Origin of the sequence: Pseudomonas fungipugnans, assembly GCF_029955235.1 — a bacterium.
Taxonomy (GTDB): Bacteria; Pseudomonadota; Gammaproteobacteria; order Pseudomonadales; family Pseudomonadaceae; genus Aquipseudomonas; species Aquipseudomonas fungipugnans.
The window spans coordinates 2094619-2106405 of sequence record NZ_JARBWL010000001.1; the positions used below are offsets into that span (position 1 = coordinate 2094619).

The window sequence follows — 11787 nt, forward strand, 5'->3', positions numbered from 1 at the left end:
CAGCGGCTGGGCCAACCACTCAATGATGCCCTGGCACTTTTGTCATGGTGAGGCTCGAAACGGGTCCGAAACACCTTGGCAAAAACAGTGGCCGAAGCTGCAAGCCATCGGCGCGGTGCATTAAACAAGAAAGCCCCTCAAAGAGGGGCTTTCGGTTACAGCTTTTTACAAAGCACCAACATCAGGTCATCTGAATGATGGTCTGCATGATGGTGCTCTGGGTGGAGATGGTCTTGGCGTTTGCCTGGTAGTTGCTCTGCGCCGTGATCAGGTTGACCAGTTCGTTGGTCAGGTTGACGTTGGAATCTTCCAGGGAGTTGGACTGGATAGAACCCAGCGTTCCGGTTCCCGGAGCATCGTAGCCCGGGATACCCGAGGCGAAGGTTTCTTTCCAGCTGGTGCCGCCTACCGCCTGCAAGCCTTGCTCGTTGGTGAAGCTGGCCAGCGCAACCTGGCCGATAGCCTTGTTCTGGTTGTTGCTGAAGTTGGCGAACAGGGTACCGGTGCCATCGATGGTCAGGTTGGTGATCGTGCCGGTGGCATAACCGTCCTGAGTCGGGATCGAGCGGGCGGTGTCAGCGTTGTACTGAGTGGTGCTGGCCATGGAGATGGTAATGCCTGCCGGGTTGGCGGCTGCGCCGTTGGCCGTAAAGACGCCATTGGTCACCGTGCCCGGTACCCAGCCAGTCATCTTCAGGTCGCTGCTGATGATCGGAGCGCCACCGGCAGGGTCAGGTGTGCTCACCTGAGTCAGCTTGCCGTTAGCGTCGAACGTCAGCGTAGAGGCAACTGGCGGGGTGGTTTTTGGATCGCTGCCGGTGGCATCCGGGTTACGACCATCTACCAGGGTGTAGACCTTCCAGGTGTTGGATCCAGTCTTCACCATGTACTGAGTCATGGCATGCTGGTTGCCTTGGCTGTCATAGATCGGGGTGCTGAACGAGCCTGGGTTGGCGAAGGTCGCGGTGTTCGTCGGGTCAAACTTGTTGGCTGCAACGGTGTCATCAATAACAGGCACTGTGGAGTTCAAGTTGATTGTCGACGTCACCAGGGAGCTGGACTTCGGCGCCAGGTTCGAGGTGTCGATTTTCAGGTCGGTCAACACGCCGTTGATGATATTGCCGTTGCCGTCTGCACCGTAACCCTGCAAACGGGCTGTTCCGCCGGTATTGGTAATGAAACCATTCTTGTCGACCTGGAACGTACCGGCACGGGTGTAGGACGTCGAACCGTTGCTGCTCAGGGTAAAGAAGCCCGAACCGTTGATGCCCATGTCCAGTACGTTACCGGTGTTGCTGATGTCACCCTGGGTGAACTGCTGGGAAACGTTGGCCAGGGCCACGCCGCTGCCGACCACTTTGCTGCCGGTGCCCAGTTTGGTCGCCGAGTAGACATCGGCGAACTCGGTACGCGAGGATTTGAAACCGGTGGTCCCGACGTTGGCAATGTTGTTACCGGTTACGTCCAGTTGTTTGTTGGCTGCATAGAGACCGCTAAGGCCGATATTGAAAGACATATTCCACTCCTTTGTGCCGGTTAGTCGGCTCTATATACCAATGGTTTGAACTTTGGACAGGGCGACCGGGCCCAGGCCGGCGAGGTTGAGCGTCAGCTCGCCGCCGGTCTGGCTCAGGGTCACGCTGTTGACGGTGGCCGGCAGGTAAACTGCCAGGTCAGTTGCCGTACCGTTGATCGGCGCACTGGCCTTGACGGTGTATGTACCGACAGGAACCGTGGCACCGCTCGAATCCGTGCCATCCCAGGTGAACGCAGCACTGCCGGCTGCGCGGGTGCCCAGGTCAATGGTTTTGACGGCCTTGCCGGTGCTGTCGCTGATGGTCACGGTGCCGCTGGCAATGGACGACGTCAGGTTGACCGAGCCGTTGACCGCTTTGGTCGGATCATCGAGCTGAAGGCTGTTGGTCTGCACGATCACTGAACGGCCGACCAGGGACGACGCCTGCAACGCCTGCGAAGAGCTGGCGTTGCTGGCAATCGAGCTGACGGTGGTGTTCAGCGTGGTGATGCCTTCCAGGCTACTGAACTGGGCCAACTGGGCGACGAACGCACTGTTGTCCTGCGGGTCCAGCGGGTTCTGGTTTTTCAGCTGGGTCACCAGCAATTGCAGGAACGCATCCTTGCCCAGGGTCTGGCCGCCGGTCGCGGCAGTGGCCGCCGAAGCAATGCCGCCCGTAGTGGAAGTCGGTGCCTTGACGGACGAGTTGGCCAGAATGTCAGTCATGCTCAAGCCGCCGGTGGAATCAGTAACACTCATCTGCGTAGCCCCTTATCACTGACCGAGGGTCAGGACCTTCTGCATCATGGTTTTGGCGGTGTTCATCATTTCGGCGTTGGTCTGGAACGAACGGCTCGCGGAAATCATGTCGGCCATTTCTTCGACGACGTTGACGTTCGGGTAGTAGACGTAGCCCTTGGCGTCGGCAGCCGGGTGGTTCGGCTCGTAGCGTGCTTCCAGGTTGCTCTGGTCTTCGACCACGCCCAGCACTTGCACGCCTTGACCGGCGGCGTCCTGGTTCTGGAACAGCGAATCGCTGCCGCCGCTCTGGCCACCCTGGAACATGGTGGCGAACACCGGGTGACGGGCGCGGTAAGTCTGGTCGATGCTCGACGAGACGGTTTCGGCGTTGGCGATGTTCGAGGCGACGGTGTTCAGGCGAGTGGTCTGGGCACTCATGCCGCTACCGGCAATGTTGAAAACGCTGGCAAGAGACATGACTTATTCTCCACGCAGGGCTGAAACCAGCCCTTTGAATTTGCTGTTGAGCAGGGTGAAGCTGGCCTGGAAGCCCACGGCGTTTTCCGCGTAGTTGGACTGTTCCAGCTGAGCATCCACGGTGTTCTGGTCGATCGACGGTTGCATCGGCGTGCGATACAGCAGCGACTCGTCACCATTGCCCAGGCCTTGCGCTTCGATATGACGGCTGTTGGTCATGTTCAAGGCAAAGGTGCCGTTCTGGGTTTTCTCGTTCTGTGCGGCAAGCACTTTGGAGAAGTCCAGGTCCCGAGCCTTGTAGTTCGGGGTATCAGCGTTGGCAATGTTGTTGGCCAGCACTTCGGCACGCTGGGCGCGGAAGCCCAGTGCCTGTTCGTGGATACCGAGCGCTTTATCGAAGCTGATGCTCATGTCGGGAAACCTTCGGGTGACCTGTTTTTTCGTAACAGAGACATAGCAAGCCGCGTGCCAATCCACACACGCCCGTAAACCGGGGCTTTGCCGGTCGTGGCAAAGCCGCAATGCCAGAAAAGCGGCAACGGGTTTCCGCCGTCTGCCGCTTTTCTGCCGCTTGGGCACTGGCAACCGCGCTGTTCAAAAGGATTTGGCAGACATACATATGTACCGCTTCAGAGCTGCATCACCTCGATAGCCTGTGCTGGTAACCCCATTTCAACAAGCACAGGTACTGACAATGCACACCCACACTGATGAACTTACGGCGCTACATACACTTATCTCTTCCATGCACTCGCTGATGTCGACGTTGACCGATCCGCAAAGAGCGGCCAGGACACGAGGCCTGAACCGCTACCATCTGCGCGAGTATCTGAACGCTGAAAGCGACCTGACAATCGCCGCCACGGCAGGTGATCGCGACTCACAATATGCGCTGGGCGAAATTTTCCGGCGTCGTGAAGGCAATAGCACAGGCACGGCCAAACACTGGTATCAACTGGCGGGGGCGCAGGATCATGTCTATTCGCTGTTGCGCCTGGGCGATGCCGACTCGCGTGAGAAAGCCAGGGAACTGGCTCAAGCGGCGATCGACGCTGGCGATGCCAGTGCCCTGCTGCAGATGTACGAATTGACCCAGGATATGGCCTGGCTGAACAAGGCTGCCGTCGCCAACAATGCAGAAGCGATTTACATCCAGGCCCTGCTCTATGAAAAAAACCCAGCGCTCAGGCCACCCAATGCCAGATGGGAAAGTCTTCTGGACGTCATACTGAGAAAGGCCGCCAATGCCGGTTTTCCCCCAGCCATGTACTGGCTGAGCAATCGAGCAGGCATGTACCGCAATATCCCTTATCAGCAGTACTGGCTGAACAAGCGACTGGAGCACAACGATCTCAACGCCGTACTCAACTATAGCTACGCGCTGTTGCATCTGTTCGATACCGAACAGAACCTGGATCGCTACAACTTCAACTACGACCCGATCAAGGGTTATGGATTGCTGTGGCTGGTCGTCGCCAACACTCGGGAATACATCCGCCATCGCGAGGCGGCAGGCGTCCTGGAAACCGTCACAAGCGAGTTGACGCCTGATCAGATCAGCGCCGGCAAGGCGTTTGCCCAGGAGTGGCAAGACACCCATCCACCGCTGTCGGCGTATCCTTTGACCTACAGCGACCTCAGGTAATCATGGGTTGCTATCGAAAACGTCAGGCGCTGCATGCCCACCAAAAAAAATGCCAGTCAGTGTGACTGACTGGCATTGCTGACCTGAAAACATCCGCTTTCGGGCGTCGAACAGTTACTTCGCCTGGTAGATGATCCCCGGGCTGCACTGGACCATCTGGTAATGATCCGGCAAACCGTTCAGCGCTTCGGAAGCACCAAGGAACAGATAACCTCCGGGCTTGAGCGTGCTGTGAATGCGCAGCAGGATGTCTTTCTTCACCTCGGCGGAGAAGTAGATCAGCACGTTGCGGCAGAACACAATGTCGAACTTGCCCAGGCTGGCGTAGCTGTCCAGCAAGTTGAACGAGCGAAACTCCACCCGGCTCTTGATCGGTGCCTTGATTGCCCAGCGGCCCGGCCCTTTCGGGTCGAAAAATCGCTGCAGGCGCTCGGGCGACAAACCGCGACCGATGGCCAGGCTGTCGTACTCGCCGGTTTTGCAGTTGGTCAGCATGGTGCCCGAAAGATCGGTGGCAACAATCTGCACGCCCATCTTCAGCTGGCCCATGTTGACCCGCTCGAACTCGTCGATGGACATCGACAGCGAGTACGGTTCCTGACCCGACGAGCAGGCAGCCGACCAGATTCGCAGACGCTGGCCCGGAGCGGCCTTGATTGCTTCGGGCAGTACCTTGTTTTTCAAGACTTCAAACGGATAGGTGTCGCGAAACCACAGGGTTTCGTTGGTGGTCATGGCGTCCACCACCTGCTCGCGCAAACCACTGCGCGGCTGGGTCTGGATACGCTGGACCAGTTCACCCAGGGACTTGATACCCTGCGTTTCCATCAGTTTGTTGAGACGGCTCGAAACCAGGTACTGCTTGTTTTCACCGAGCAAAATGCCACAGGCTTTTTCCAGAAACACCCGGAACTGTTCGAAATCCAAATTACCCGTAGACAAAGATGCCGCCTCTTAAATCGTGTTGACTGCCAGGGGCAAAAGGCCCCTAGCTGATATCTGCTGCTTTGATCCGGTCGACTACCCGGGATGCCAGGTCATCAGGGCGGAACTTGGCCAGGAAGTCATCGGCACCGACTTTCTTGACCATCGCCTGATTGAATACCCCGGACAACGAAGTATGCAGGATGATATGAAGCTTTTGCATGCGCGGGTCGCCGCGGATCTCGGCCGTCAGGGTGTACCCGTCCATTTCCGGCATCTCGATGTCGGAAATCATCATCAGGAACTCTTCTTCCGGCTTCTTGCCCTCATCGACCAGCTTGCGCAGATAATCCAGCGCTTGTCGACCGTCGTTCAACGCCACCACTTCAACGCCGATCGTCTGCAGGCAACGGGTCACCTGCTTGCGTGCCACCGACGAGTCATCGACTGTCAACACCCGCAACGACAGCGCCTTGTGCTGGGTTTCGACATCCACCACGCCCACCGAAATCGCTTCCGGTGTCGGCGCAACTTCCGCCAGGATTTTTTCGACGTCGATGATTTCGACTAACTGATTGTCGACCCGAGTCACAGCGGTGAGGTAATGATCGCGTCCCGTGCCCTTGGGTGGCGGATGGATCTCCTCCCAGTTCATGTTGACGATGCGCTCCACCGACCGGACCAGGAAGCCCTGGGTCTTGGTGTTGTACTCCGTGATGATCACGAAGGGATTGCTTTGATCAAGCAGCCGACCGGAACCGGTCGCCATCGCCAGATCGAGGATCGGGATGGTTGCCCCCCGAATATTCGCCACACCGCACACGACGGGACTGGACTTGGGCATCACGGTCAGTTTGGGGCATTGCAGCACCTCACGAACCTTGAACACGTTGATCCCATAAAGCTGCTGGCCGTCGAGACGGAACAACAACAGCTCAAGGCGATTCTGCCCTACCAGTTGCGTGCGCTGGTTTACCGAATCCATTACACCAGCCATGCCCAGACTCCTACACCAACAACGCCAAGTATGTGTTGCGACGCACATTCATCACTAAACGGCACGGCGCTTGCTTTTTAACCTGTATGAACGCACAAACGACATTTTTCCGACACCTGACATCAAACTACCGCAAATGGCTTTGCGCGGTGTCTGCCGCCTGCCTGTTCACCTGTGGCAGCCCTGCCCTTGCTGATGCGGTTACCTTGCCTGACATACTTATCGGCGTCACTCAGGGCTTTCTTGAATTCACCGTAGAGGACTATCTGGCCACCAGTCAAACGCAAGGTCGCTACGAAATTCAGGTGAATCAGATTGATCCGCGCCTGCGCATGCCTATGTGCGACAAGGAATTGACAGCCAGCCTTGAGAGCCCGGCGATCCCGATCGGCCGGGTAACGGTCAAGGTTCGTTGTGAAGGAACATCGCCGTGGTCAGTGTTCGTGCCCGCTCAAGTGCGCCTGTTTCGTGAGGTTGTGACCACTACGCGACCGCTGCGACGCGCCGGCATTATCGAGCCCGGTGACGTGGCCATGCGTGAACGCGACATCAGCCTGATCAATCAGGGCTATTTCACCGCCCTCGATCAGGCCATTGGACAGAAACTTACCCGACCAACGGTTACCGATCAGGTCCTGACGCTGGTTCATCTGGAACAGGCAGAAGTCATCAGCAAGGGCGACCAAGTGGTGATTACCGCCCGCAGTGGTACGCTCAGCGTGCGCATGCCGGGTGAAGCCCTGTCCAATGGCGGGCTGCGGGAACAGATCCGGGTGAAAAACCTCAATTCCCAGCGAGTCATCAAGGCACAGGTCATGGCACCGGGGCAGGTGGAAGTGGCCATGTAGGACTCTCTGCTCGTGAAGATATGGCGCCAAACCCGGCTGTTGCCTAAACTGTGCCCAAGGCGCGACAAGCGCTGGCGCATGCAGACTCATTGATAAATGGGCCTAAAGTTTTCGCAGGGAACGCCGAAAACATGGCAAGCGTCCAAATACCCAGAGGTTTTTTTTATCATGGTCATCGATTTCAGCCGTTTGAACAGCTCCTCGTCACTGACGGGCAGTACACGTACCAGCGCCAGCAAGGACACCGCCGACGCCGGCAAATCCGCGCCGCTGACTACTGCGGCCGAACAGGCCAGTACCACCCAAAGCGGGGAATCGGTACATCTCAGCAATGAGGCTCAACAGTTGCAGAAGGTCACTGACACGCTGCGCGATCAGCCTGCCGTCGACAACGCCCGTGTGGCGCAGTTGAAAGCAGCGATTGCCGATGGCAGCTATAAAGTCGACAGCAACCGTGTAGCCAGCAAACTGCTCAACTTCGAAGCCCAGCGCTAGGCCTCGCGCCGCGCCAGGCTTTTGGACGCTTAAAACCCAAGGCCAGCCATGCACGACACTAATTTACTGCAACTGATCACCGACGACTTTGCTCCAGCTCAACATTTGCTGGGGTTACTGCAAACCGAGTCCCTCGCCTTGCACGGTCGCGACATGCCACTGCTCGAAGAAATTCTGGCGCAGAAACAGGCATTGATCATTCTGCTTGAACAGCATGGCCGCAAGCGCAGCGAAATCCTCGCCAGCCTCAACCTGCCGCTTACTCGCGAAGGCCTGGAGCAACTCGCCAGCCATTCGAGCATTGGTCAGCAGTTGATGGAACAGAGCGATGTACTGACCGATCTGCTGGCTCAATGCCAGGCGGCCAATCTCAAAAATGGCCTGTCGATCCAGATACAGCAGGCCACCACGGCCAATCAGCTGAAAATCCTCACCGGCGGTGAACCGCCAGCGCTCTATGATGCGCGCGGATCAACTTCCAGGATGGCCGGGCCTCGTCCGCTAAGCCAGGCTTGATCTCTTGATGAGTTCGCTCTATCAACACGTGAAACATGCTGGCAAAATGCTGGCTCGCCGTAGTCATATTTTGTCTGGAGATTGATGAACCGTGTTCAATGCCTTAAACGCGGAAGACGCTCCGCAGCCACCCAAGGTGCTCACCACACCACTGGAAATCTCCGGCAACCTGCGCCAGCTGCAAGACAGCCATGACCCGCTGATCATCACGTTCCACGAGCGCAGCCAGCGCTTCCAGAGTTATCTGGTGGATGTCGATCGTGACAGCAACATGATTGCCCTGGACGAAATGATTCCCCGTGACGGCGAGCGTTTCCTGTTGGCCGGCGAACCGTTTCGGGTCGAAGGTTTTCATGACGGCGTGCGGATCGCCTGGGAAAGCAACGGCCCGCTGACCATCGACGAATCTGGCGGTGGCCGCTGCTACCGTGGCGCGCTGCCTGATGAAGTGGTTTACCACCAGCGTCGCAATGCCTTTCGCGCAGCACTGAAACTGGCTCAACTGGTGAACGTCGAGCTGGGCGGCGAAAAGCTCAAGGCGCCAATCAACGGCAAGCTGCTCGACATTTCCGCCACCGGCTGCAAGCTGCGTTTCGACGGCGATATCACATCCAGCCTGCAACTGGGCCAGGTCTACGACCGTTTCATCGCCGCCCTGCCCTTCGGCAGCATGACGGCACCCGTAGAGCTGCGTTACCTGCACTTCGAAGAAAGGATCAACACCACCTTTGCCGGCGTGCGCTTTCACAACATGAGTGGCCTGGTGCAGCGCCAGGTTGAGCGCTTTGTCTATCAGTTGCAACGTGAAGCCCGACGCTTCGACAAAGACGACATCTGATACACCATCAACAAAAAACGGGCAGTCCCTTGCGGTGACTGCCCGTTTTTTTATGCCTGGCGTTTAAGGCCTGGCCTCGGTGAAACTTTGCTCGCGGGGCGCATTCGGATCATCCGCAGGTGGATCGGTTTCGGGAGCCGGATCAGGTTCAGGAGCTGGATCAGGATCGATCGGGTTCTGCATCTGATCCTGCACCACTTGTTCATCGACACGCGGGTCAAGCGCTGCGACCAGCGGCGAACTGGACATGCTGTCGGGCATGGCCACATGGTGCAGCGGCGCGTCGTCCACCTGATGCAGATTGGTGACGGCTTTCGGGCGAATCCGCCACACCAGCACCAAGGCGAAGAAACTGAAGAACGCATACAGCATGTGACTGCCGAACAGCTTCATCAAAACGCCGGCCACCAGCGGCCCGATACTCGCCCCCACGCCGTAGGTCACCAGCAACATCGCCGTCAGGGACACCCGGCGATCACCTTCGACGTGGTCGTTGGAAAAAGCCACCGCCAGCGGATACAGGCAGAACTGCACCAGCGAACACAGGAAGCCGGCAATAAACAGCACCTCCAGCGGCACCTGGGTCATGATCGCCAGCGGCAAGGCAGCCACCGCCAGGCAAAGGGCAAAGCAGCGGATCAACAACGCCCGATCATAACGATCGGACAGCCACCCCAGCGGCCACTGCACCAGCAGGCCTGCAAAAATGCAGCTGCCCATGAACAGACCGACTTGCTCCGTGGACAGTCCTTGCTGCGATGCGTACAGCGGCGCCAAACCGTAGAACGAGCCGACGATCAGCCCGGCGCCCATTACCGTACTCAGCGACTGCGGCACACGCTTGATGAAGAACCGTGGCTCCATTGGCGCCGGATGCAAGGGCGCCGGGTGAATGCGCCGTGTCAGTGCGACCGGTACAAGACACAAGGCAAAGCACAGCGCCACCAGCATCAGCAGCTCAAGGCCCAGCGCCGGGTGCAGGACCAGAATCAGTTGCCCCAAGACCAGCCCCAGGTAGGAAGCGATCATGTAACCGCTGAACACCAGCCCGCGCTGCTTGGCTTCCGCCTGCTCGTTCAGCCAGCTCTCGATGACCATGTATTGGCACATCATGCCGAGGCCGACGATCACCCGCAGAAACAGCCAGGCCGGCAACCAGTTGATCAAACCGTGCCCCAGCACCGCCGCGCCGACGATCCCGGCACACGCGGCATAAGCGCGGATATGCCCGACCCGGGCAATCAGTCGGTGACCGATCTTGCCGCCCAGTACCAGGCCGAAATAGTTGGCCGCCATCAGGGCACCGACCCACAAGCTGTCGACATGATCGGCTGCCAGGCGCAAGCCCAGGTAGGTACTCAACAGGCCCGAGCCGATCAACATCATCAGCGAGGCGAAATACAGCGCTCGAAAGGATTTCCAGATTTGGCGCATCGGCGTTCCGAGCGGCTCCTTGCGGTGAGGATCGGGCTATCGAAAACGATAGCCCGAAGACGACGAGGCGTCAGGCCTGGGCAGCTAGAACACGGCGTTCCCAGGGAGTAATTTCATCAAAGAAGCTAGTCAACTCCATGGTCTTCGAAGCGATGTAGCCTTCGATGAACTCCTTGCCGAACAGTTCCTTCGCCAATTGACTACGTTTCAGACGCTCAAGGGCAGCGTGCAAGGTACATGGCAACGAAAGATTATCCGGCACGACGAATTCGCCCTGAATCGCTTCGCTCGGTTCCAGTTCGTGCTCGATGCCATGCAGCCCCGCCGCAAGGCTCGCGGCGATGGCCAGGTACGGATTGGCGTCAGCCCCAGGCAAACGGTTCTCGACCCGGCGCGCTACCGGCGAACTGGCCGGAATGCGCAACCCGGCCGCACGATTATCGTGGGACCAGCAGGCATTGTTGGGCGACGCATACGGGTGGCACAGGCGCTGATAGGAGTTCACGTTGGGCGCGAACAACGCGGTGAAATCGGCCATGCCGGCCTGTTGTCCACCAATGAAGTGGCGGAACATCGCGGTCGGCTGGCCGGCCTCGTCGCTGAACACGTTACGCCCGCTGCCAATCTCGACGATGCTCTGATGGATGTGCATCGAACTGCCCGGCGTATGCGCCAGTGGCTTGGCCATGCACACCACGGTCAGACCGTGCTTGAGCGCGACTTCTTTAAGCAGGTGCTTGAACAGGAAGGTCTGGTCCGCCAGCAGCAACGGATCGCCATGCAGCAGGTTGATCTCGAACTGGCTGACACCCATCTCGTGCATGAAGGTGTCACGCGGCAAACCGAGGGCCGCCATGCATTCATAGACTTCGCCGAAGAACGGCCGCAAACCGTTATTGGAGCTGACGCTGAACGCCGACTGCCCATCCTCGCGGCGACCGTCCAGGCCAACCGGTGGCTGAAACGGCTGCGTCGGGTCGGTGTTGGGAGCGAAGACAAAGAATTCCAGCTCGGTCGCCACTACCGGTGCGAGACCGCGAGCAGCGTAACGCGCAATGACCGCCTTGAGCTGGCCGCGCGTCGACAGACGAGAGCTTTCCCCGGTCAGTTCGTCTGCATCGCAGATAGCGAACGCCCGAGGCTGCTTGCTCCAGGGCAAAGGATGAATGTGTGCGGGATCAGGCACCAGCGCCAGGTCGCCATCATCGCTGCCGTAGAAGCGCGCGGGCGGATAGCCGCCCATGATGCATTGCAGCAGCACACCTCGCGCCATCTGCAACCGCCGCCCTTCGAGGAAACCCTCGGCAGTCATTACCTTGCCCCGTGGTACGCCATTCAAATCCGGCGTGACACATT

The 11787-nt window shown here is 58.5% G+C and carries 13 protein-coding genes; 5 read left to right on the forward strand and 8 right to left on the reverse strand.

Annotated elements, in window-relative coordinates:
• Nucleotides 1-181: 181 nt before the first annotated feature.
• Genes flgE through flgB form a run of 4 tightly spaced genes read right to left on the reverse strand, consistent with a single transcriptional unit; the run spans nt 182 to nt 3145 of the window.
• On the reverse strand, nt 182-1516 hold the full coding sequence (gene flgE, locus POF45_RS08385; protein ID WP_282315508.1) for a flagellar hook protein FlgE: 1335 nt from the start codon (nt 1514-1516) through the stop codon (nt 182-184).
• Between the two features lie 30 nt (nt 1517-1546).
• The gene (gene flgD / locus POF45_RS08390; RefSeq protein WP_259495746.1) at nt 1547-2275 is read right to left on the reverse strand and encodes a flagellar hook assembly protein FlgD; all 729 of its coding nucleotides are present in this window, start codon (nt 2273-2275) and stop codon (nt 1547-1549) included.
• A 15-nt stretch (nt 2276-2290) separates the two neighbouring features.
• Nucleotides 2291-2734, reverse strand: a complete 444-nt coding sequence (gene flgC, locus POF45_RS08395) for a flagellar basal body rod protein FlgC (RefSeq protein WP_046046514.1) — start codon at nt 2732-2734, stop codon at nt 2291-2293.
• Between the two features lie 3 nt (nt 2735-2737).
• Nucleotides 2738-3145, reverse strand: coding sequence for a flagellar basal body rod protein FlgB (gene flgB, locus POF45_RS08400; protein WP_259495749.1), 408 nt, complete (start codon nt 3143-3145; stop codon nt 2738-2740).
• A 346-nt stretch (nt 3146-3491) separates the two neighbouring features.
• On the opposite strand from flgB, the gene POF45_RS08405 reads away from it, so the two are divergent.
• Nucleotides 3492-4379, forward strand: a complete 888-nt coding sequence (locus POF45_RS08405; RefSeq protein WP_282315509.1) for a tetratricopeptide repeat protein — start codon at nt 3492-3494, stop codon at nt 4377-4379.
• A 114-nt stretch (nt 4380-4493) separates the two neighbouring features.
• Here the strand turns inward: POF45_RS08405 and cheR are convergent, their stop codons facing one another.
• Nucleotides 4494-5321 (reverse strand): protein-glutamate O-methyltransferase CheR, encoded by an 828-nt coding sequence (gene cheR, locus POF45_RS08410; protein WP_259495753.1) that lies wholly within the window; start codon nt 5319-5321, stop codon nt 4494-4496.
• 46 nt (nt 5322-5367) lie between these two features.
• Nucleotides 5368-6300, reverse strand: a complete 933-nt coding sequence (locus tag POF45_RS08415; protein ID WP_259495754.1) for a chemotaxis protein CheV — start codon at nt 6298-6300, stop codon at nt 5368-5370.
• Between the two features lie 86 nt (nt 6301-6386).
• On the opposite strand from POF45_RS08415, the gene flgA reads away from it, so the two are divergent.
• The 4 genes from flgA to POF45_RS08435 all read left to right on the forward strand — a co-directional run bounded on the left by flgA (nt 6387) and on the right by POF45_RS08435 (nt 8997).
• On the forward strand, nt 6387-7148 hold the full coding sequence (gene flgA / locus POF45_RS08420; RefSeq protein ID WP_259495756.1) for a flagellar basal body P-ring formation chaperone FlgA: 762 nt from the start codon (nt 6387-6389) through the stop codon (nt 7146-7148).
• Between the two features lie 168 nt (nt 7149-7316).
• Nucleotides 7317-7643, forward strand: a complete 327-nt coding sequence (gene flgM / locus POF45_RS08425) for a flagellar biosynthesis anti-sigma factor FlgM (RefSeq protein ID WP_259495757.1) — start codon at nt 7317-7319, stop codon at nt 7641-7643.
• Between the two features lie 48 nt (nt 7644-7691).
• Entirely contained in the window at nt 7692-8159 is a 468-nt protein-coding gene (locus POF45_RS08430) for a flagella synthesis protein FlgN (RefSeq protein ID WP_282315510.1), read from the forward strand.
• Between the two features lie 91 nt (nt 8160-8250).
• Nucleotides 8251-8997, forward strand: a complete 747-nt coding sequence (locus tag POF45_RS08435) for a flagellar brake protein (protein WP_259495759.1) — start codon at nt 8251-8253, stop codon at nt 8995-8997.
• A gap of 63 nt (nt 8998-9060) precedes the next feature.
• Here POF45_RS08435 and POF45_RS08440 read toward each other — a convergent pair whose 3' ends face one another.
• Together POF45_RS08440 and POF45_RS08445 are read right to left on the reverse strand one after the other, a co-directional pair.
• Entirely contained in the window at nt 9061-10431 is a 1371-nt protein-coding gene (locus POF45_RS08440; protein WP_259495760.1) for an MFS transporter, read from the reverse strand.
• Between the two features lie 70 nt (nt 10432-10501).
• Nucleotides 10502-11743 (reverse strand): glutamine synthetase family protein, encoded by a 1242-nt coding sequence (locus POF45_RS08445; RefSeq protein WP_282316022.1) that lies wholly within the window; start codon nt 11741-11743, stop codon nt 10502-10504.
• Between the last annotated feature and the right edge of the window lie 44 nt (nt 11744-11787).

Bases quoted from the DNA above. Each gene is read 5' to 3' on its own strand.
- flgE (WP_282315508.1), bottom strand. From the start codon at position 1,516: ATGTCTTTCAATATCGGCCTTAGCGGTCTCTATGCAGCCAACAAACAA.
- flgD (WP_259495746.1), bottom strand. From the start codon at position 2,275: ATGAGTGTTACTGATTCCACCGGCGGCTTGAGCATGACTGACATTCTG.
- flgC (WP_046046514.1), bottom strand. From the start codon at position 2,734: ATGTCTCTTGCCAGCGTTTTCAACATTGCCGGTAGCGGCATGAGTGCC.
- flgB (WP_259495749.1), bottom strand. From the start codon at position 3,145: ATGAGCATCAGCTTCGATAAAGCGCTCGGTATCCACGAACAGGCACTG.
- POF45_RS08405 (WP_282315509.1), top strand. From the start codon at position 3,492: ATGTCGACGTTGACCGATCCGCAAAGAGCGGCCAGGACACGAGGCCTG.
- POF45_RS08415 (WP_259495754.1), bottom strand. From the start codon at position 6,300: ATGGCTGGTGTAATGGATTCGGTAAACCAGCGCACGCAACTGGTAGGG.
- flgA (WP_259495756.1), top strand. From the start codon at position 6,387: ATGAACGCACAAACGACATTTTTCCGACACCTGACATCAAACTACCGC.
- flgM (WP_259495757.1), top strand. From the start codon at position 7,317: ATGGTCATCGATTTCAGCCGTTTGAACAGCTCCTCGTCACTGACGGGC.
- POF45_RS08430 (WP_282315510.1), top strand. From the start codon at position 7,692: ATGCACGACACTAATTTACTGCAACTGATCACCGACGACTTTGCTCCA.
- POF45_RS08440 (WP_259495760.1), bottom strand. From the start codon at position 10,431: ATGCGCCAAATCTGGAAATCCTTTCGAGCGCTGTATTTCGCCTCGCTG.
- POF45_RS08445 (WP_282316022.1), bottom strand. From the start codon at position 11,743: ATGACTGCCGAGGGTTTCCTCGAAGGGCGGCGGTTGCAGATGGCGCGA.